Genomic DNA, 19,050 nt, shown 5'->3' on the forward strand with positions numbered 1-19,050 from the left:
TCTCAGGCTCGCATTTCAGGCGCGGATCGGCAGATCAAGGATGCGCCGGCAGGAGACCATTGCCATCGGTCCGACGAGCGAGGCCTGTTCGCTGGCGATCAAGAGGTCGCGGGCGCCCTGCCGGACACTGCGCGCCACCATCTCGAAGGTGGTGCCGGCGGCCCGCTTCAGGGCGCTTTCATCATCCAGACCATCGAGAAGGTGGGCGGCGAACAGCGCCGACATCAGATCGCCCGTGCCGTTGGGCGCATCGGGAACGATGCCGTGTTCGGCGGCAATTGCCCCCTTGGCGGTGACCAGCAGGTTGCTGACCGCATTGCGCCTGAGGGCCGGGGCGGAGGTGACGAGGACGCGGGCCGGCGCCAGCGACCGGGCGGCGGCGATGGACATCTGTTCCGTGTCGGCGGCAAGGCCGCTCATCCATTCCAGCTCGAACAGATTGGGGGTGGCCACGTCGGCGCGCGGCAGCAGCTCGTCGCGGATCGCCGTTGCCGTTTCTTCCGGCAGATAGAGCCCGTTGTGGTCGCCGCAGACCGGATCGCACAGGTAGAAGGCGTCCGGATTGACCTGCTTGACCCTGTCGACGAGACGGGCAAGGCCGTGCGCCTGGCTCGGCGCGCCGAGATAGCCGGAGACGACGGCGCCGATATTGGCCAGCGTGTCGGCGCCCAGAAGATCCTCCACCAGCGCTGTGAAGGTCTCGTCGGAGGCCACATGGCGGGTGCCGCGCCCCTGTCCGGGATGCCAGGGCAGGAGCACCGTCGGCAGGAACCAGACCTTGAAGCCGAGGCGCTCCAGCGCGAAGACGGCAACCCGGCCGCCGACGGCGCCGCGCACCACCTGGGAGCTGACCACGAGGATCTCCGGCCGGGGGGCGCCGGGCGTCAGTGGCGCGCTCATTCGGCGGCAGACCGGGAGCCGGAGCCGAAACGGTTTTCGATGTAGCTGTCGACCATCGCCTTGAACTCTTCGGCGATGTTCTCGCCGCGCAAGGTGGCGACCTTCTTGCCGTCGATGAACACCGGGGCCGCCGGGGTCTCGCCGGTGCCGGGCAGGGAAATGCCGATATCGGCGAATTTGCTCTCGCCCGGTCCGTTGACGATGCAGCCCATCACCGCGACATTGAGCGCCTCGACGCCGGGGTACTTCTCGCGCCAGATCGGCATCGACACGCGGATGTTGTCCTGGATGTCGCGGGCCAGCTCCTGAAACACGGTGGAGGTGGTGCGGCCGCAGCCCGGGCAGGCGGCCACCACCGGAACGAAGGCGCGGAAGCCCATCACCTGCAGCAGCTCCTGCGCCACCTGCACCTCGCGGGTGCGGTCGCCGCCCGGCTCCGGGGTCAGCGACACGCGGATGGTGTCGCCAATGCCCTGTTGCAGCAGGATGCCCATGGAGGCGGCGGAGGCGACGATGCCCTTGGTGCCCATGCCCGCCTCGGTGAGCCCGAGATGCAGGGTGTAGTCGCAGCGGGCGGCCAGATCGGCGTAGACGGCGATCAGGTCCTGCACCTGGCTGACCTTGGCCGAGAGGATGATCTTGTCCCGGCCCATGCCCAGCTCCTCGGCGCGGGCGGCGGACAGGAGGCCAGACTGAATGATCGCCTCGCGCATCACCGCATTGGCCGGCGCCGGCTTGGCGAGCGCAGCATTCTCGTCCATCAGATGGGTCAGCAATTCCTGATCGAGCGAGCCCCAGTTGACGCCGATGCGCACCGGCTTGTCATGGCGAAGGGCGATGTCGATGATTTCGGAATACTGCCGGTCGCGCTTGTCGCGAAAGCCGACATTGCCCGGGTTGATGCGGTATTTGGCCAGCGCCTCGGCACAGGCCGGATGATCGGCAAGGAGCTTGTGGCCGATGTAGTGGAAATCGCCGACCAGTGGTACGAAGCAGCCGATCCGTTCCAGCCGCTCGCGGATCTTCGGCACCGCCGCCGCCGCCTCGTCGCGGTCGACGGTGATGCGCACCAACTCCGAGCCGGCCTGGGCGAGGGCGGAGACCTGGGCGACCGTGCCGTCGATATCGGCGGTGTCGGTGTTGGTCATCGACTGGACGGCAACCGGCGCGCCGCCGCCGATGGTGACGGAGCCGACCCGGACGGGGACGGAGACCCGGCGCGTCGCCGGCCCGAAACTTGTGTCTTCGCTGTGCATGACGCCGATCCGCGTTTGTCTGGTCGCGCCCGGCGGGGACGCGGGGCGCTCGCAATCCCGCAGATTGAATAGGGCGCGCGGCCCCTGCGCGCAAGGGGGGCGCTCCGGTTCGGGGGGCGGCAGAGTGGCGGTCCGCGATCCTCAGGCCCCGGCCCAGCATCTTTCCCAAGGAGATTCGGCTTGACCTTGAGAAGGGCAGACCGCATCTGAAGGAGGAGAGGGGGCCTCATGCTATTGGTCGTTGTCAGTCGCAGTCTGAAACTTGCCCGCAGCCGGCTCGGCACGTTCTTCACCGCCGGCTGGGCCTATATGCTGGTTCTCCTGGCGGTGAACCTGGCGATCAGCGTGGCAATGACCCCCGATACCGGCTTTCAGACCGGATCCTACATGATGGAGCCGTTCGCCGGCGGCGATGGGGCCGACGACCCGGACCGGGCCAAGGCGCTGCGGGGGCTGGCCGTTCTTGCCAATCTGCTGGCGGGCTTTTCCATCGCCATTGCCTATGTGCGCCGGATCGTCACCGGGCGGCGTGAATTTTTCCTGGCCTTCGGTCTGCGCCATGTTCGGGTGGCCTGGGAGCTGTTGCTGCTTGGCCTGCTCGGCACCGGGATCCTGATGGCGCTGTTCTTCGGCGCCGCGTTTACGACGCTGATCGCCCCGCCCGTCGGTGCGGCCTTGATGATCCTGTGCCTGCCGCTGTCGGTGATGCTGGTGCAGCGGTTCTCGCTGGTGCTGCCGGCGGCGGCGCTGGACGATCCGCTGACCTTGCGCGAGTCCTGGCGGCTGACGGCGGGGCTGAGCTGGGCGCTGACGATTGCCGCGCTTGCGGTTCTGGCGGTTGCCGGCGCCGCGGTTGGCATCTGGACCCTGTTGCTGGGGCTGTTCGACACCGCGCTGGCGCTCGGTGGCAGCGGGCCGCTGGCGCAGGTGCGGTCCGCGCTCTTGCCGATGGGCACCATGGTGATCGTGACCTGGCTGCTCTCCAGCCTGCATGTCACCGCCTATGGGCTGGTGCGCGAACGGGTGGCGCGGCAGGTCGGGCTGCAACAGGCGGAGGTGGAGCGGGCGGAGCGGCTGCGCGGCGAGCGCCAGCGGGCGCAGGCGCATCGGGCGGTGGCGGCAGTGCGCGATATCGGCCGCCGGCGGCGTTGATCCACCGCCGCGGAAAACGGGCGCCGGGCGATAATTTCATTGCGGGCTGCTTGCGGACACGCGCAGAGGTTGGAATAGTGCAACTCGATTTCAACCGGTTCGCGGATGCTGGCGTGCGCGGCAACCAATTTTGTTTTCGGGGGATGCATGCTCTTCAAGACGACCAGTCGGCTTTTCTTCGGCGCGTTCAAGGCACTTTTCGCCAATTTCGAGACGTTCCTGAAGATCTGCTGGGCCTGGTTCGCGATCTTTCTGGCCGGTCAGGTAATTGGAGAAATATTCTCCCCTCCGGAATTCGGCGCTATTGGTCCCGGCCGTGTTGTGGCCGCATTTGTTTTTGTCGTCGTCTATGTCCTTGGCAATGCTTCCATCGCCGTCGCCTGGCATCGCTGTCTGCTGATGGAGGAGCGGCCGGGCTGGCTGCATCTCACCGTCGGCGGTCGCGAGCTGCGCTATGCACTGAAATTCTTCGCGGTCATGCTGATTTTGATGGTACTGATGATCCCAGTTGCGGCTTTGCTCTGGCTGTTTATCTCGCAGGGCATTCTGGCGATTGTCGTCATGATCGCCACAATGGTTTTCTTTGTTCTTCCTTTCATACTGCGTTTCAGCCTCGTCCTTCCCGCCGTCGCGATGGACGAGCCGCTGGGCTTTGGCGAAGCCTTCCGTGACAGCGAGGGGCTCGGATTGCCGATGTCCCTCGCGGCGGTCGGCCTTTCGTTGGTGATCGCCGGTGGAACCTTCGCCGTCGGCCTGCTTGCGATGATTGGGGGCGGGGCGGGCCTCTTTTCGGTTGTTGCGGCGACTATTCTTCTCCTTGCGTTGCAAGTTGCAGCGACCGCGCTACAGATCAGCGTTCTGACCGGCGGCTATTACATCCTGCGGGAGCGCCAGGCGAATGCCCCGCAGCAGGGCCAGCCCCCGGTCTGAGCGTGGCGCCGGAGGACTAAGGCGGTTCCCGGCTTCTGAAGCCCCCTGTACGAAACATCGAGGTTCAGTAGGGCATGTTTGCAACCACCAGGCAGATTCTTACCGAAACGCTCAGAGTCGTATCTTCAAACCCCATCCTCGTTGTGAAGGTTTGTGGCGCCTGGACGGTTCTGAGTGCCATGATATTTCTAATCACGGGAATAGAGCCTGACGATTACCTTGATATCGCTTCGTCGTTTCAACTGCTTCATATTCCTCTCATGATCATATTGATGATCGGGTTGACCTCGGGGGCGGTGACGTGGATTCGTGCCATTCAGTTGAATGAAGATGTTTTTTGGGTGAATTTAAATTTAAATTCGAGATATGTTCGTTTATTTATTATATATTCATTTGTTACATTAATCAGTTTTGGCTCTGCGTTTACTATTTCGAGGTTTTATTTTCATTTTTTTAGTATATTTTATTATGGCTATCTGTTAAAGGGTGGTGGCTCTCTGGTGCTTTTCTTGATTGCGGATAATCTTTGTTATTCGTTTTATGTATTTATCTTCGTATGTTTTTTTGTATTGTTTCATGCTCCTTCGTCTCTTGTTGTTCCTGCTATTTCTTTGGGGCGAAATTTAACTATATCGCAATCAGTAAAGTTAAGTCAGGGAGCTCGATTTTCTATTTTTGTTTTGACGGCTCCGTTATTTTTGTCTATGAAAATAGCAATATTGTTTTCTTTGAGATTTATCGCGGTGATTGGTTTATATTCACCTCTCGGTATTTTATTTTTATTTCTTGTATTTGCCATCTTGCACGTCGGATCGGTTGTCTATGTAACTCTCCTGACCCGTGCCTATTTCCTCCTGCGGGAGCGGCAGGCGAATGCCGCGCAGCAGGCCCAGCCTCCGGTCTGAGCGCGGGGCGCGCCGCGGCCGGGCGATGTTGCGGTGCAATGCGATCTCATGTTGTATGAGCGAAACAGGCCGGCGGGCGTTCGCCGGTCGGTGTGATCGGGAGAACCGCCTTGATGCTGTCCAATAAAACCGCCCTTGTCACCGGCTCCACCTCGGGGATCGGTCTTGCCATGGCCCGCACCTTCGCCCGCGAGGGCGCCAATGTCGTCATCAACGGTTTCGGCGATGCCGCCGCGATCGAGGCGGAGCGGTCTGGCATCGAGAGCGAATTCGGCGTTTCCTGCCAGTATTCGGGCGCCGACATGACCCGACCGGACGAGATCGCCGGGATGATGGCGGACGCGGCCAAGACCTTCGGTACGGTGGATATTCTGGTCAACAACGCCGGCATTCAGCATGTCTCGCCGGTGGAGGAGTTCCCGGTGGAGAAATGGGACGCGATTCTGGCGATCAACCTCTCCTCCGCCTTCCACACCATCCGTGCCGCCGTTCCGGGCATGAAGGAGAAGGGCTGGGGCCGGATCATCAACACCGCCTCCGCCCATGCGCTGGTCGCCTCGCCGTTCAAGAGCGCCTATGTGGCGGCGAAGCATGGCATCGCCGGCCTGACCAAGACGGTGGCGCTCGAAGTGGCGCAGCATGGGGTGACGGTCAATGCCATTTGCCCGGGCTACGTCTGGACGCCGCTGGTGGAGCGGCAGATCCCAGACACGATGAAGGCGCGTGGGCTGACCGAGGAAGAGGTCAAGCGCGACGTTTTGCTCGCGGCGCAGCCGACCAAGGAATTCGTCACCGTCGAGCAGGTGGCGGCGATGGCGCTTTATCTCACCGGCGATGCGGCCTCCTGCATCACCGGCACGATGATGCAGCTCGATGGCGGCTGGACGGCGCAATAAGCGGGCCGGGCCGGGAGACGGGACGATGACCGTGAAGGCCAAGCCGATCAATCTCGCCCTGCAAGGGGGAGGCGCCCATGGCGCCTTCACCTGGGGTGTGCTCGACTGGCTCTTGGAGAGCGAGCTCTTCACCTTGAAGGGCCTGAGTGGCACCTCGGCCGGGGCGATGAACGCGGTGGTGCTGGCCGCCGGCCTGCATGAGGGCGGGCAGGCGGGGGCGCGCGACGCGCTGCATCGCTTCTGGAAGGCGGTCAGCAATCGCGCCTGGCTCAGTCCGATCAAGCGCACGCCGCTTGATGTGATCATGGGCCAATGGAGCCTCGATCTGTCGCCGAGTTATCTTGCCTTCGATCTCGCCTCGCGGTTTTCCTCGCCCTACGAGTTCAATCCGCTCAACATCAACCCCTTGCGCGAGGTGGTGGAGGAGACCGTCGATTTCGAGCTGGTGCGCGCCTGCGATCATCTCAAGGTGTTTCTCGCCGCGACCAATGTGCATACGGGCAAGATCCGCGTGTTCTCAGGGCCGGAGATCACCCTGGACGCGGTGATGGCGTCCGCCTGCCTGCCGCATATGTTCCAGGCGGTGGAAATCGACGGCGTGCCCTATTGGGATGGCGGCTACATGGGCAATCCGCCGCTGTTTCCGCTGTTCGGCACCACCGGGACCGAAGATACGGTGCTGGTGCAGATCAACCCGCTGGAGCGCAAGGAAACGCCGCGCACGGCGCGGGAGATCCTCAACCGGCTGAACGAGATCACCTTCAACTCCACCCTCTTGCGCGAAATGCGGGCGGTGGAGTTCGTCGGCCGGCTGATCGAGGAAGGCAAGCTCGACCGCAAGGACTATCAGAAGGTGCGCATTCACCGGATCGCGGCGGAAGGGCTGAAGCCGCTGCAATCCTCCTCCAAGGTCAACGCCGAATGGCCTTTCCTCACCCATCTCAGGGATCTGGGGCGCGGCGCGGCGGAGACCTGGGCCGAGGAGAATTTCGCGGCGGTGGGCGAACGCTCCAGCATCGATCTGCGCGCGGAGTTTCTGTGAGCGGATCGCGGCCCCACGCCGCCGGATGGGGTGAGGTGGCGTTTACGTTTCGCTAACCGGATCAGGCAGTTTGCAAGGCGGGATGCGATGCAGCGCCTCTTTCTGAAAAGTTAATGAAATCAATATATTGATTTGGCCGTTTTTTGGCCGCGCGGATCTTGAAAATTCAGCGCGCCAACGATTTGGCAAGGGTTTTGCTCCATCTTTGGCGCGCTGATAGTCAGGTAGTGCGTCGTCAGCGATCGGCGGACGAGGGAAAACGGCAAATGCGACCCCGCTGTTTTCCTTCGTCCCGCCCATCTTGCCGGATGCCTCATGGTGCATCCGAATTTGCCGCAGCCTAGCCGAGCCGGCCCTTCCGGAAAAGGATACAAGTGACCCGATCGTTCGGAAAGGTTACCGGGTGATCACGATGCGTGCGTTGCGTTTTCCGGTTCGCTTGATCAGCGAAAACAGCTCGCGGGCATTCTGCGGATGCAGGCGGATGCAGCCATGGGACGCGGGCCGGCCGAGTTGGCGGATCTGATTGGTGCCGTGAATGGCGTAGCCGCCATAAAAGAACACCGAATGCGGCATTGGCGAGCCGTGGTATTTCTTCGAATAGTAGCGCCGGTGCATCCGCCCCGGGCGGAAGGTGCCGACCGGGGTGCGATAGCCGCGCCGGGCGGTGGAGACCGGCCAGGAACTGTAGCGCCGGCCATTGACGTAAACCCGCATGCGCTGTTCGGACAGGTCGATGCGGGCGACCAGTTGCGCCGCCAAGGCATCGGTCGCCGCCGGCAGGGGCGCGGCAAAAAGCAGGGCGGCGATCACCGCACACCTGCGAATCAAGGACATGCACTTCATCGTGTTCCCCCCTTAGGCCGCACGTGGAAGTCAGCAATCCAGACGATTATCGGTAATTTTAACACGGCAGCGGGGCAGAGTCCCCTCACGGGGGAAAATGCCGGCCGACGCGCGGCAAGTCGGTCTGTTCTCTTACATTTTGCTGCCGAAAAGCCTAAATCCTATGGAGTGACGAATTCGGATGATGGAGATGCGACATGATCGCCAGCACACGCGCCAGATGCGCTGCGGCGCTGAGCCTGCTTCTGGTCCTTCCGGTCGGCGGCGCCGTGGCGGAAACGCCCCTGGAGCAGTTGAAGCGAACCGGTGCGTGCGAGCGGTGCAACTTCAAACTGGGCGAGCTGCGCGGCCTTGATGTGAAGGACGCCAATCTGCGCCGCGCCGTGTTGCGCGAGGCGGATATGAAGGGCGTGTCGCTGGTCGGGGCGGATCTGCGCGGCGCCGACCTGCGCCGGGCCGAGGTGGAACGGGCGGATCTCTCCGGGGCGCAACTTGAGGGCGCCGCCATGCGTGCGGTCGATCTGGAAAAGGCGAAGCTGACCGGCGTCCGGTTCGACGATGCGGATTTGCGCAACGCCGATCTCGGCGAGACCGATCTGGAGAAGGCAAGTTTCGTCGATGCGGATCTGCGCCTTGCCAACATGGTGCGCGCCTCGGCCGCCGGGGCGGTGTTTCGCGGCGCGAAGATGGACGGGGTCGTGCTGGAGCGCACCTGGTTGACGAATGCGGATCTGACCGGCGTCCGGCTCAAATACGGTGACCTTGACCGGGTGAAGGCGCGCGGCGCGGTGTTTCGCGACGCGGATCTCAGCGGCGCGCATTTTTCCAGCGCCGATCTGACCGGCGCGGATCTGAGCGGGGCCAATCTGGAGGGCGCCCTGTTCCGGCGCACCCGTCTGGTGGGGGCTGACTTGCGCCACACGCGCGGGCTTCAGGCCGCGCGGATGATCGGTGCCTGCGGTGACAGCACCACCCGGCTGCCGGACGGTTTTACGCTGAAGACCTGCCGCTCACAGGAAGCGGAAGACTGAGAACGTTTTTCGGGAGGGGGCGTTCGGGGCGGCCGGTTCGGCCGTCCTTGCAGTTTGATATGCGGGGCAGCAGGGCGGTGCGCCCCGCTGAACCGGATCAGTCGAACAGATCGAAGGCGAAGCGGTAGGTGACGCCGACGCCGACGGTGAACTGGTCTTCGTTGCCCGCCTTGACGATCGGGCTGTTCTTGGCATCGCCGATGAACCGATCCCAACCCGCCTGCAGATGCAGGGCGGTGGTGTCGGTGACCGCATAGCTGGCGCGGCCGAGAAGGCCGAGGGACTTGAAGCCGCCGCTGGGGTCATAGGCGGTGAGCGCGCCGCCGGAGGCTGCCGCTTCCGCCGCCGTCACACCGAAATAGGTGTCCATGTAGTTGCCGCTGGCAAAGTCGGCGCGCGGACCGAAGCTGAGCTGCAGCCGCTCCATCGGATTGAACACCACATCGGCGCCGATCTGGCCCACCTGTCCGGTGTGGCCGTTGATGCCCTGGCGCAGCTCCACGAAGGCGCGGAACCAGTCATAGCGGAAGCCCGCGCCCAGACCCAGCTCCAGTGCCCAATCGATCTTGTTGGTGCCGGTCAGCCTGCTGCTGTCGGACGCCTTGCGTTCCCCGATGAAGTTGAAGGAGGGGAAGAAGAAGACGCCCCGCTTGACGGCCCCGCCCTCCGCAACCTGGCCAAGGCCCGGCACGTAGAAGCGGCCGAAGGAGACGATCGGCAGCGGGTAGACCAGCATCTTGTCCGCGCCTTCGTACTTCGGCTGGACCATGGCACCGACGCCCAGGTCGACCACATATTGCTTCTTCGGCAAGGGCAGATCGTCCGGCGCGCTCATTCCATCCTGAGCAAGGCCCGGGCCGGCGGACAAAAACGTTGCGGACAAAAGGCTTGCGGCGAGGAGTTTGGCGATGCGCATGGTGGGAAATCCACTCCGGAGAAGGGCGTCGGTATCTGGTTATCTCGGGTTATACGCCGAACCGGCGGGGAATGCCTTAACAGGAAAACCGAAATCGCCGGAGTGTTGCACAGTTGCATCTGTTCCCGGGCAGGTGGATCGTCCCTGCCGGCCCCCTCACAGATCCTTGGCAAGACGCAGCGCCTCGTAGATCGCCGCATGAACGTTGCGCGCGGCGACCGCATCGCCGATCCGGGCAAGCTGAAAGGTGCCCTCGGGATTGCGGCCCGGGAAAGGATCGCCGCCGTTGATGACGGTGCGCCAATCGATCTCGCCCCGGTTGCGGGCATGCGGCTTGAGGGCGAAGTAGAGCTCGCTGAGTGGCAGTGTGCCGTGTTCGACAACCACCTGATCCACCGCGCGTTCTGTTCGCTGCGGCCCGTAGTCGGAGCCCAGCGTTGCCACCAGCCCGTTGCCGCGCCGCGCCACCGCCACGAGGCGGGTGTTGATGGTGATGCGGGTGCCGGTTTCCTGGAACAACGCCGCATAGGGCACATGGTTGAGCCCCCCCATCTCCGGCGCGAAGAAGCGCTCCGGCGTGACGATTTCAACCCGCGATCCGGCGCGCGCGGCCAGTTCCGCGGCCTGCATGCCGGGGTGGCCGCCATTGTCGTCGAAGACCAGCACGCTGGCGCCCGGGCGCACATCACCGGCGAGCAGGTCCCAGGAGGACACGACGAGATCGCCGCCCGCCTCAAGCACATCGGTGTTCGGCAGGCCGCCGGTGGCGATGAACACCATGTCCGGGGCGAGCGCCAGCACGTCCTCCGCCTCGGCCAGGGTGTTGAACTGGAAGCGGACCCCGGCCGCTTCGCATTGCTCAAGGCGCCAGTCGATGATGCCGATCAGCTCGCGCCGGCGCGGCGTCTGCGCCGCCAGCCGGACCTGGCCGCCGGCATGGGGCGCGGCTTCCAACACGGTGACCTGATGGCCGCGCGCCGCCGCCACCCGGGCCGCCTCCAGCCCGGCCGGACCGCCGCCGACCACCACGACATTGCGCCGCGCGCGCGCATTGCGGCGGATCACATGCGGCATGGTCGCCTCGCGTCCGGTGGCCGCGTTGTGGATGCACAGGGCCTCATGGCCTTCGTAGATCCGGTCGAGGCAGTAGGTGGCGCCGACGCAAGGCCGGATGTCCGCTTCCCGCCCTTGAGCGATCTTGCGGGCGATATGCGGATCGGCGAGATGGGCGCGGGTCATGCCGACCATGTCGAGCCGGCCTTCGGCGATTGCATGGCGGGCGGTGGCGACGTCGTTGATGCGGGCGGCGTGGAACACCGGGAAGCGGGTGGCGGCGCGCACCTCGCCGGCAAAGTCGAGATGGGGCGCGGCGGCCATGCCCTGGATCGGGATCACCTTCGCAAGGGCCGCGTCGGTGTCGATATGGCCGCGAATGACGTTGAGAAAGTCGATGGCGCCATCGCCGACCAGCCGGCGGGCGATGTCGATCCCCTCGGCGCGGCTCAGCCCCTTGTCCCAATCCTCGTCGGCGACCATGCGAATGCCGACGATGAAATCGCTGCCGACCCGGTCGCGGATTGCCGCCAGCACCCGGCGGGTGAACCGCAGCCGGTTGTCGAGGCTGCCGCCGTGCTCATCCGTGCGCTGGTTGGTGGCGGGCGACCAGAAGCCGTCGAGCAGATGGCCGTAGGCCTCGATTTCGATGCCGTCGAGGCCGGCGGCCTGCATCCGCTCGGCCGCGTCCGCATAATCGGCGGTGATGCGGTCGAGATCCCAGTCCTCCGCCTCCTTGGGAAAGGCGCGATGAGCCGGTTCGCGCAGCGGCGAGGGGGCGAGCACCGGCAGCCAGTCGGCCTTGTTCCAGTTGGTGCGCCGGCCCAGATGGGTGATCTGGATCATCACCGCCGCGCCATGCTCATGGCAGGCGTCGGTCATCTCGCGCAGCCAGGGCACGATCTCGTCCCGGTAGGCGTGGAGATTGCCGAAGGCGGCGGGGCTGTCCGGTGAGACGATGGCCGAGCCGGCGGTCATGGTCAGGGCAATGCCGCCCTTGGCCTTTTCCGCGTGATAGAGCCGGTAGCGTTCCTTCGGCAGCCCGTCTTCCGCATAGGCCGGCTCGTGGGCCGTCGACATGATGCGGTTGCGCAAGGTGAGGTGCTTCAGCCGGTAGGGCTGGAGCAGCGGATCGCCGGCGACCTGCGCGGCGTTCATGGTGTCCGGCGGCGCGGGATTTGATGTCATCGGCGGGCCTCCCCTCCCTCCTCGTCCATCGGGTCGGTACCTTGATCAGTACCAGGCATCCTCCATCGAGGCCTTCTTGCGGGCGATGAAGTCGCGCAAGCCCTCATCGATGCCAGGATCGAGGGGCGGCGGCTCATAGGCGGCCAGCATTGCCTTCCATCGTGCATTGGCCCGGGCCGCCGCATCAAGCCCGCCGTTCTCGGCCCAGGTTTCGAACGGGTCGTTGTCGGCAAGCTGGCTGTCCCAGAAGCAGGTCTCGTAATTGGCCATGGTATGGGCGCAGCCGAAGAAGTGGTTGCCCGGCCCCACTTCGGCGAAGGCATCGAGCGCCAGCGCGTTGTCATCCACTGCGACCCCGGCGAGGTAGCTGTGCAGGGCGCCGCAGACATCGACGTCGAGCATGAATTTCTCGTAGCTCATGGACAGGAGGCCATCGAGGAAGCCGGCGGAATGGAGCAGGAAATTGGCGCCGCAATGCACCGCCGAGAGCATCGAGGTGACGCTTTCCTGCATGGCCTGAGCGTCCGGCAGCTTGGAGGTGGTGAAGGACCCGGCGCAGCGCAGCGGCAACCCGAGCCGCCGGGCAAGCTGGCCGACCACCAGCGATCCGGCCGCCGGCTCCGGCGTGCCGAAGGTGGGGGAGCCGGAGCGCAGCGCCATGGAGGAGAGGAAGTTGCCGAAGATCACCGGCGCACCCGGCCTGACCAGTTGGGCGAGGGCGCAGCCGACCATGGTTTCGGCCAGCGACTGGGCGATGGCGCCGGCGGTGGTCACCGGTCCCATGGCGCCGCCGAGGATGAAAGGCACGATCACCGAGCCCTGGTTGGCCGCCGCATAGGCGCGGATGGCGCCGGTCATCATGCCGTCCCAGACCAGCGGCGAGTTGACGTTGACATTGCCCATGATCACGCAGTGGCGCTCGACCACTTCGGGGCCGAACAGGATCCGCGCCATCGCGATGGAATCTTCGGCCCGTTCCGGCGCGGTGACCGAGCCCAGGAACGGCTTGTCGGAGTAGCGGATATGGGCATGGACCATGTCGAGATGGCGCTTGTTGACCGGCACGTCCGTGGGCTCGCACACCGTGCCGCCGGAATGGTGCAGCCAGGGCGCCATGAAGGCGAGTTTCACGAAATTTTCGAAATCCTCCAGCGTGCCGTAGCGCCGGCCCTTGTCGAGGTCCATCACGAAGGGCGAACCATAGGCGGGGGCGAACACCGTGCTGGTCCCGCCGATCTGCACCGACCGCGCCGGGTTGCGGGCCAGCTGGGTGAACTCCGCCGGCGCGCTCTTCAGGATCTCGCGCAGCATGCCCGGTTCGAAGCGGCAACGCAGATCCTGCACCTTAGCCCCGGCGCGGCGGAACAGCTCCAGCGCCACCGGATCGCCGCGAAACTCGATGCCGACCTCGGCAAGGATCCGGTCGGCGGCCTGCTCGATGCGGGCCAGCCCCTCTTCGCCGAGAATGTCGTAAGGGGGCAGGGCGCGGGTGATATAGGCCGGGGCGGAGGTGGCGCCGCCGGCGGCTGCCTGCCGCTGGGCCCGTCGCCGCTCGCGGGCGCCGCCACCCTGACGGCGGTCGCGCGTGCCATGGGTTTCGTGGGGGCTCGTCTCCAGTCGGGCGTCAGTCATGGTCTCCTCCGCCGCGGTATCCTGTTTGCCGGAATTCCTGCCGCTTGCATCAGGCTAACTTGGAGGACACGGGCCGTAACGCTGGAAAATTCTCATCGAACGGATAAGCTTCCCTAATGGAAAGCCTGCGCCATCTGCTGCCCTCGGCCCGCGCGCTGATCGCCTTCGAGGCGGCCGGCCGGCTCGGCAGCTTTACCCGCGCGGCGGTGGAGCTGGGGCTCAGCCAGGCGGCGGTCAGTCTCGCGGTCAAGGGGCTGGAGGACAGTCTGGCGGTGCGGCTGTTTCATCGTCGGCACCGGCAGGTGGAGCTGACGGAGGCGGGCGCCCGGTTCCACGCGGATGTGAGCCTGGGCCTTGGCCATATCCGCAAGGCGGCGGAAGAGCTGCGGGCGCTGGGCAGCGACCGGCATGTGACGCTGTTCGCCTCCACCGCCTTCGCCAGCTTCTGGATGCTGCCGCGTCTGGCGCAATTGCGCGAGGATCTGCCGGATATCGACTTGCGCATCCAGACCGGCGACCGGGATTTCGATCTGGCGGGAGAGAACATTCCGCTCGGGGTGCGTGCCGGCCCGGTCGGAGGCTTTGCGGCTTATGAGGCCGAGGTGCTGGCACCGGAGCGGATCGCGGCGGTGGCAAGCCCGGCCTATGTGGCCCGGTTCGGCCGGCCGGAGACGCCGGCGGAGGTGGCGTCCCAGCGGCTGATCCATCTGGAGGAGCCCTATCGCCCCTGCACCGACTGGGGCGACTGGTTCGCCAGTGTCGGCCTGCCGCGCCCGCCGCGCGCCAGCGGTCTGGTGATCAACGACTATGTGCTGGTGGTGCAGGCGGTGATGGAAGGGCAGGGCATCGCGCTCGGCTGGCAGCATCTGACCGACCGGCTGGTGCGGGCCGGTCTGTTGCTGCCGGTCGGCGGGCATGTGCTGGAGACGGACCAGACGTTTCAGCTCATCTGGCCGCGCGGGCGGGCGCTGGCACCGCCCGCTCTGCGGGTGCGCGACTGGCTGCTCGACCAGCGTGGCGGTTGACGAGGGCGCTCAGGCCGGGCGGGTGCCCAGTGCAAGCTTGGTCATGCCGGGGATCAGCGGCTCGACGCTGACACTTTCAAAGCCGGCGGCTTTCAACTGTGTTTCCAGCCAATCGTCGGCGAGCGAGCGGGCCTCGGGGGTGAAGGCGGTGTGCTGCAGCTGCCACAGCGCGGTGTTCTTCGGCCCGGCGCGGTCGCTGTCGACGATGAAGTCATGCACCATCAGCTGGCCGCCGGGCGCCAGATGCCGGAAGGCGCGTTCGATCAACCCCACATGGGTGTGGTCCGGCACGCCGGAGAGCAGATAGGACATCAGGATCGCGTCCTGTGCCTCCGGCCAGTCGGTTTCCAGCGCATTGCCTTCGCGATAGGCGATGCGGTCCGACAGCTCCGCCTTGTCGATGAAGGTGCGGCCGAGCGTCGCCACATTGGGGAAGTCGACGATGGTGGCGGAGAGCTCGGGGAAGGCCTCGCACAGGGTGATGGCGAAGGCGCCGGTGCCGCCACCCACATCGAGCAGCTTGCGCGCGCCGGACAGGTCGACCCGGCGGGCAAGGCCGAGAGCCGGGCCGAGCGATCCGGCGTGCTGGCTTTCGGAATAAAGCCGCGCCTCTTCGGGGTCGGAGAACCACTCCGCATAGGAGGCGGTCGCCTCCTCCGGCAGCTCGCCGGCCAGCGCCGGTTCGATCTGATCCATCAGCGGATACATCTGCTGATGGACCTGGAGGCGCAGGTAGTCGCTGAAATCGTATTTCGCGCCCTTCACCAGAAAGCGTTCGGCGGCGGGTGAGTTGCGGTACGCCCCGCCGTCCCGTTCGATCAGGCCCAGGGCGGCAAGCGCGGTCAGAAGCGTGCGGCACCGCTCCGCCGGAACGCCGATCTTCGCGGCCAGATCCTCGACCCTTGCCGGAGCCTGGGACAGATGCGTGAAGATGCCGAAGTGAAGCGCTGCGAATAATGCCTTTGAGGCCATGTATCCAAAAGCAATATCCGAGATTTCTTCCGCTTCTGTGAGAATCGGCATCGGTTTGTCGTCTCCTTGTCATTATTCGCGCGCCGACGACAAATAGTCGGCGTCGTTCTTGCTGCGCGAATTTTCTGTCTTGTCCGAATGCGGCAACGCATCGGAGGGGCGCATGGCGCGCCAAGGCGGGATGGATGGACTTGTTAATACGTTTTGTCGCGAGAATCCACCTTGGTAAGGCTGCTGCGCAATATTGGTGCAACCGTCACCGGGCCGGCGCGGCCTGACCTGCCCACGCGCAAGCGCCGCCGGGCGCGGTGGCGCCGGGCGGTGCGGGGGCGTTGTCAGTGCAGTGAAGGAGGCTGAGGAAGGGGCTGGCTCAGCGGGTCGTGCTTAGCGGGTCGCGTCTTCGTACCAGGCGGCGAGCAGGCGCCGTTCGCTGTCTTCCAAATAGGTCAGGTTGGCCGGCGGCATGGCGCGGCTGCGGGCCGCCTGCAGGTAGATCTCGCGGGCATGGGCGGCGATGTCCGCATCGCTCTCCAGCACCACCCCCTTCGGCGGCACGATCATGCCTTCCCACACCGGCTCGCGCGCATGGCACATGGAGCAGCGGCCGAGCACGGTGTCGCGCACCTCGTCGAACCGGGCCTGGGTGACGAAGCGGCTTTGCTGCGGCGTCAGCCGGGCGCTGTCCTCAGGCTCGCCGGCCATCGGCTGCGGCAGGGCGGAGAGCCAGACGATGGCGGCGAACAGGGCCGCCGTTGCTGCCCAGGTCCACCAGGGCGAGCCTTTTCGCGCGTGCCGGGTATTGAAGAAATGGCGGATGGTGACGCCCATCAGGAACACCAGCGAGGCGATCAGCCAGTTGTACTGAACGGCGAAGGCCAGCGGGTAATGGTTGGACAGCATCAGGAAGATGACCGGCAGGGTCAGGTAGTTGTTGTGCAGCGAGCGCTGTTTGGCCTGGGCACCGAGGGCGGGATCGGGCGTCTTTCCGGCGATCAGCGCGGCCACCACCTTCTTCTGATTGGGGATGATGATCATGAAGACATTGGCCGACATGATCGTCGCGGTGAAGACGCCCAGATGCAGGAAGGCGGCGCGGCCGGTGAAGATCTGGGTGTAGCCCCAGGCCATGGCCACCAGCACGCCATAGAGCAGGAGCATCAGCCCGGTGGTGCTCTTTCCGGCGGGCGACTTGCACAGGAGATCGTAGACGATCCAGCCAAGCGCGATGGAGGCGATCGAGACGGCGATGGCCACCGGCTGCGACATCTCCAGCACATTGGCGTCGATCAGATAAAGATCGGCGCCGGCATAGTAGACGACGGCCATCAGCGCGAAGCCGGACAGCCAGGTGGCGTAGCTCTCCCATTTGAACCAGGTCAGGTGCTCGGGCATCTCAGCCGGGGCGACCAGGTATTTGCGGATGTGGTAGAAGCCGCCGCCATGCACCTGCCATTCCTCGCCATGGGCGCCTTTCGGCAGGTCCGGCGCCTTGCGCAGGCCAAGGTCGAGGGCGATGAAATAGAAGGACGAGCCGATCCAGGCGATGGCCGTGATCACGTGCAGCCAGCGCAGCGCGAAGGAGAGCCAGTCCCAAGCCAATGCCATGTCGATCATTTTTGTCCGTTCTCTTCGCCCGATGTGTCCGGCTGCCAGCCCCGTGCGTGACCGGGAGCATGTCACGTTCGCCCCGGCGGTGCAGCCCATGCCGGCAAAGGTGGCACGGGGATGATTTGCAAAAAATGCGGTGCGTCCCCTAGCACTATCAAAAATTTCTTGAAGATGGTACGGGGTTGCTATGTCCTATGTGAACAATCTCAAGGTGTTCGTGCGGGTTGTCGAGCTGGGCAGCATGTCGGCTGCCGCCCGGGATCAGCGGGTGTCGCCGGCGGTGGTGTCGAGCCGTATCGGCGAGTTGGAAAAGCGGCTCGGGGTGCGCCTGTTCAACCGCACCACGCGCAAGCTGCAGCCGACCGAGCATGGGGCGATCTTCTACAAGGGCGCGGTGAAGATCCTCGACACCATCGCCGAGGCGGAAGCGGCGGTGGCGGATGTGGCGCGGGTGCCGCGCGGCTCGATCTTTGCCGCGGCGCCGCTGGGCATCGGCCGACGGCTGATCGCGCCGCTGATCCCGGAGTTCAAGGCGGCCTATCCGATGGTCGATGTGCGGTTGCGCCTGTCCGACCGCAAGCTTGATGTGATGGGCGAGGGGCTGGACATGGCCTTCGTGCTCGGCTCGCCGGAGGATTCCACCTTGCGGATGCGCCCCGTGCTCGATTGCGAGCGGGTGTTGTGCGCCGCGCCCGCCTATCTCGCCGCCCATGGGCACCCCTTGTGCGGCGAGGATCTGATCGCCGATGAGCATCATTGCCTGTTGTTGCGCTTTCCCGGGGCGAGCGAGTTTCAATGGCGGCTGGCAACCACTGAGGGGGTCAAAACCTTCGAGGTGTCCGGGCCGTTCGAATCCGACGATGGCGATGTGCTGACCGATTGGGCGCTCGCCGGCTGCGGCATCGTCAACAAGCCACTGTTCGAGGTTGCCGGGCATTTGCGCTCCGGCGCGCTGGTGGCGGTGTGCGAGCAAACGCCGCCGCCGCCGGTGCGCCTTGCCTGCCTCTACCCGCACAAGCGCTATCAGGATCCGAAGATCCGCCTGTTCATCGATTTCGTCACCGCGCGCTGCCGGCAGGGGCTGGAGGCGCTGCTGGCCGATCCGGACGCGCCTCCGGCTGAGCCAGCCAAAATCTAGCTGCCGCGATAGGTGGAATAGCCGAAGGGCGAGAGCAGCAGCGGCACGTGATGGTGCCGGGCGGGATCGCTGATGCCGAAGCGGATCGGCACGGCATCCAGAAAGGGCACGCCATCTTCTCCGATGAGCCCGGCGGCGGCGAGATACGCCCCGGCATGAAACACCAGCTCATAGCTGCCCGCCGCCATCTGCTCCGGCGGCACCACCGGCGCATCGGTGCGTCCGTCCGCATTGGTCACGAGGTGTGTGAGCGGTTGCCGGGTGCCATCCGTGCCGAGCCGGAACACCTCGATGACAAGCCCTTCGGCGGGCACCCCGCGTGCGGTGTCGAGCACATGGGTGGTGACGCTGGCCCGTGTCCCGGCCCGTGTCCTGGCGTGTGTCCTGGCTGGTTTGCCGGTTTTGGGATTGGCTGGGGGAGTGGCGGCTTGGGTCATGCGGGCCCCTTTACGTTTTGTGCTGCGGGGCGGCACTATCCCGGGTGAAGCCGTGCCGGCAAACAACCGGACGGCGCATATCTCTTTCAAGAAAATTTTGAAAGAGAGGGTGATTGTTCTGCA

18 protein-coding genes are annotated in these 19,050 nt (G+C 65.1%); 8 read left to right on the forward strand and 10 right to left on the reverse strand.

Features of this window, described 5'->3' with window-relative positions; all coding sequences use genetic code 11:
- Positions 1-15 precede the first annotated feature (15 nt).
- Together pdxY and ispG are read right to left on the reverse strand one after the other, a co-directional pair.
- Entirely contained in the window at positions 16-900 is an 885-nt protein-coding gene (pdxY, locus tag IEV83_RS14940) for a pyridoxal kinase (protein ID WP_181759624.1), read from the reverse strand.
- Positions 897-2,156, reverse strand: a complete 1,260-nt coding sequence (gene ispG / locus IEV83_RS14945) for a flavodoxin-dependent (E)-4-hydroxy-3-methylbut-2-enyl-diphosphate synthase (protein ID WP_181759623.1) — start codon at positions 2,154-2,156, stop codon at positions 897-899. The genes pdxY and ispG overlap by 4 nt, the downstream gene beginning before the upstream one ends.
- A gap of 228 nt (positions 2,157-2,384) precedes the next feature.
- Between ispG and IEV83_RS14950 the strand changes: the two genes are divergently transcribed.
- From IEV83_RS14950 to IEV83_RS14970, 5 genes are all read left to right on the forward strand, one after another.
- Positions 2,385-3,308: a 4-hydroxy-3-methylbut-2-en-1-yl diphosphate synthase gene (locus tag IEV83_RS14950; RefSeq protein ID WP_181759622.1), complete on the forward strand. Its 924-nt coding sequence runs from the start codon at positions 2,385-2,387 to the stop codon at positions 3,306-3,308.
- Between the two features lie 147 nt (positions 3,309-3,455).
- On the forward strand, positions 3,456-4,238 hold the full coding sequence (locus IEV83_RS14955; RefSeq protein ID WP_181759621.1) for a hypothetical protein: 783 nt from the start codon (positions 3,456-3,458) through the stop codon (positions 4,236-4,238).
- Positions 4,239-4,312: 74 nt separating this feature from the next.
- Positions 4,313-5,143 (forward strand): hypothetical protein, encoded by an 831-nt coding sequence (locus IEV83_RS14960; protein WP_181759620.1) that lies wholly within the window; start codon positions 4,313-4,315, stop codon positions 5,141-5,143.
- Between the two features lie 113 nt (positions 5,144-5,256).
- Positions 5,257-6,039: a 3-hydroxybutyrate dehydrogenase gene (locus tag IEV83_RS14965; RefSeq protein ID WP_181759619.1), complete on the forward strand. Its 783-nt coding sequence runs from the start codon at positions 5,257-5,259 to the stop codon at positions 6,037-6,039.
- 25 nt (positions 6,040-6,064) lie between these two features.
- Positions 6,065-7,081 carry a patatin-like phospholipase family protein gene (locus IEV83_RS14970; protein WP_181759618.1) on the forward strand — a complete coding sequence of 339 codons (1,017 nt, stop codon included), beginning with the start codon at positions 6,065-6,067 and terminating at the stop codon, positions 7,079-7,081.
- A gap of 42 nt (positions 7,082-7,123) precedes the next feature.
- On the opposite strand, the gene IEV83_RS14975 is transcribed toward IEV83_RS14970, so the two are convergent.
- On the reverse strand, positions 7,124-7,381 hold the full coding sequence (locus tag IEV83_RS14975; RefSeq protein ID WP_181759617.1) for an RNA-binding protein: 258 nt from the start codon (positions 7,379-7,381) through the stop codon (positions 7,124-7,126).
- A gap of 96 nt (positions 7,382-7,477) precedes the next feature.
- On the reverse strand, positions 7,478-7,918 hold the full coding sequence (locus IEV83_RS14980) for a L,D-transpeptidase (protein WP_181759616.1): 441 nt from the start codon (positions 7,916-7,918) through the stop codon (positions 7,478-7,480).
- Between the two features lie 206 nt (positions 7,919-8,124).
- Here IEV83_RS14980 and IEV83_RS14985 point away from each other — a divergent pair, with 206 nt between their 5' ends.
- Positions 8,125-8,958 carry a pentapeptide repeat-containing protein gene (locus tag IEV83_RS14985; protein WP_181759615.1) on the forward strand — a complete coding sequence of 278 codons (834 nt, stop codon included), beginning with the start codon at positions 8,125-8,127 and terminating at the stop codon, positions 8,956-8,958.
- Between the two features lie 97 nt (positions 8,959-9,055).
- On the opposite strand, the gene IEV83_RS14990 is transcribed toward IEV83_RS14985, so the two are convergent.
- From IEV83_RS14990 to IEV83_RS15000, 3 genes are all read right to left on the reverse strand, one after another.
- A complete protein-coding gene (locus tag IEV83_RS14990; RefSeq protein ID WP_181759614.1) occupies positions 9,056-9,793 on the reverse strand; it encodes a MipA/OmpV family protein in 738 nt (245 codons plus the stop codon).
- A 237-nt stretch (positions 9,794-10,030) separates the two neighbouring features.
- Entirely contained in the window at positions 10,031-12,115 is a 2,085-nt protein-coding gene (locus IEV83_RS14995) for an NADH:flavin oxidoreductase (protein WP_280514005.1), read from the reverse strand.
- A 45-nt stretch (positions 12,116-12,160) separates the two neighbouring features.
- Positions 12,161-13,747: a trimethylamine methyltransferase family protein gene (locus IEV83_RS15000; protein WP_181759613.1), complete on the reverse strand. Its 1,587-nt coding sequence runs from the start codon at positions 13,745-13,747 to the stop codon at positions 12,161-12,163.
- Positions 13,748-13,863: 116 nt separating this feature from the next.
- Here IEV83_RS15000 and IEV83_RS15005 point away from each other — a divergent pair, with 116 nt between their 5' ends.
- Complete coding sequence (locus IEV83_RS15005) at positions 13,864-14,772, forward strand: LysR substrate-binding domain-containing protein (RefSeq protein ID WP_181759612.1); 909 nt, start codon at positions 13,864-13,866, stop codon at positions 14,770-14,772.
- Between the two features lie 9 nt (positions 14,773-14,781).
- On the opposite strand, the gene IEV83_RS15010 is transcribed toward IEV83_RS15005, so the two are convergent.
- Positions 14,782-15,795, reverse strand: coding sequence for a methyltransferase (locus tag IEV83_RS15010; protein ID WP_181759611.1), 1,014 nt, complete (start codon positions 15,793-15,795; stop codon positions 14,782-14,784).
- Positions 15,796-16,128: 333 nt separating this feature from the next.
- On the reverse strand, positions 16,129-17,358 hold the full coding sequence (locus IEV83_RS15015) for a urate hydroxylase PuuD (protein WP_181759610.1): 1,230 nt from the start codon (positions 17,356-17,358) through the stop codon (positions 16,129-16,131).
- 181 nt (positions 17,359-17,539) lie between these two features.
- Between IEV83_RS15015 and IEV83_RS15020 the strand changes: the two genes are divergently transcribed.
- A complete protein-coding gene (locus IEV83_RS15020) occupies positions 17,540-18,490 on the forward strand; it encodes a LysR family transcriptional regulator (protein WP_181759609.1) in 951 nt (316 codons plus the stop codon).
- On the opposite strand, the gene uraH is transcribed toward IEV83_RS15020, so the two are convergent.
- On the reverse strand, positions 18,487-18,927 hold the full coding sequence (uraH, locus tag IEV83_RS15025) for a hydroxyisourate hydrolase (RefSeq protein ID WP_181759608.1): 441 nt from the start codon (positions 18,925-18,927) through the stop codon (positions 18,487-18,489). The two genes, IEV83_RS15020 and uraH, sit on opposite strands and share 4 nt — an antisense overlap.
- Positions 18,928-19,050 lie beyond the last annotated feature (123 nt).

The organism is Stappia taiwanensis (assembly GCF_014635285.1).
GTDB lineage: Bacteria > Pseudomonadota > Alphaproteobacteria > Rhizobiales > Stappiaceae > Stappia > Stappia taiwanensis.

Excerpts from the sequence above, each read along its gene's own strand:
- pdxY (WP_181759624.1), bottom strand. The coding sequence starts at position 900 with ATGAGCGCGCCACTGACGCCCGGCGCCCCCCGGCCGGAGATCCTCGTG.
- ispG (WP_181759623.1), bottom strand. The coding sequence starts at position 2,156 with ATGCACAGCGAAGACACAAGTTTCGGGCCGGCGACGCGCCGGGTCTCC.
- IEV83_RS14950 (WP_181759622.1), top strand. The coding sequence starts at position 2,385 with ATGCTATTGGTCGTTGTCAGTCGCAGTCTGAAACTTGCCCGCAGCCGG.
- IEV83_RS14955 (WP_181759621.1), top strand. The coding sequence starts at position 3,456 with ATGCTCTTCAAGACGACCAGTCGGCTTTTCTTCGGCGCGTTCAAGGCA.
- IEV83_RS14960 (WP_181759620.1), top strand. The coding sequence starts at position 4,313 with ATGTTTGCAACCACCAGGCAGATTCTTACCGAAACGCTCAGAGTCGTA.
- IEV83_RS14965 (WP_181759619.1), top strand. The coding sequence starts at position 5,257 with ATGCTGTCCAATAAAACCGCCCTTGTCACCGGCTCCACCTCGGGGATC.
- IEV83_RS14970 (WP_181759618.1), top strand. The coding sequence starts at position 6,065 with ATGACCGTGAAGGCCAAGCCGATCAATCTCGCCCTGCAAGGGGGAGGC.
- IEV83_RS14975 (WP_181759617.1), bottom strand. The coding sequence starts at position 7,381 with ATGGGCGGGACGAAGGAAAACAGCGGGGTCGCATTTGCCGTTTTCCCT.
- IEV83_RS14980 (WP_181759616.1), bottom strand. The coding sequence starts at position 7,918 with ATGTCCTTGATTCGCAGGTGTGCGGTGATCGCCGCCCTGCTTTTTGCC.
- IEV83_RS14985 (WP_181759615.1), top strand. The coding sequence starts at position 8,125 with ATGATCGCCAGCACACGCGCCAGATGCGCTGCGGCGCTGAGCCTGCTT.
- IEV83_RS14990 (WP_181759614.1), bottom strand. The coding sequence starts at position 9,793 with ATGAGCGCGCCGGACGATCTGCCCTTGCCGAAGAAGCAATATGTGGTC.
- IEV83_RS14995 (WP_280514005.1), bottom strand. The coding sequence starts at position 12,115 with ATGACATCAAATCCCGCGCCGCCGGACACCATGAACGCCGCGCAGGTC.
- IEV83_RS15000 (WP_181759613.1), bottom strand. The coding sequence starts at position 13,747 with ATGACTGACGCCCGACTGGAGACGAGCCCCCACGAAACCCATGGCACG.
- IEV83_RS15005 (WP_181759612.1), top strand. The coding sequence starts at position 13,864 with ATGGAAAGCCTGCGCCATCTGCTGCCCTCGGCCCGCGCGCTGATCGCC.
- IEV83_RS15010 (WP_181759611.1), bottom strand. The coding sequence starts at position 15,795 with ATGCCGATTCTCACAGAAGCGGAAGAAATCTCGGATATTGCTTTTGGA.
- IEV83_RS15015 (WP_181759610.1), bottom strand. The coding sequence starts at position 17,358 with ATGATCGACATGGCATTGGCTTGGGACTGGCTCTCCTTCGCGCTGCGC.
- IEV83_RS15020 (WP_181759609.1), top strand. The coding sequence starts at position 17,540 with ATGTCCTATGTGAACAATCTCAAGGTGTTCGTGCGGGTTGTCGAGCTG.
- uraH (WP_181759608.1), bottom strand. The coding sequence starts at position 18,927 with ATGACCCAAGCCGCCACTCCCCCAGCCAATCCCAAAACCGGCAAACCA.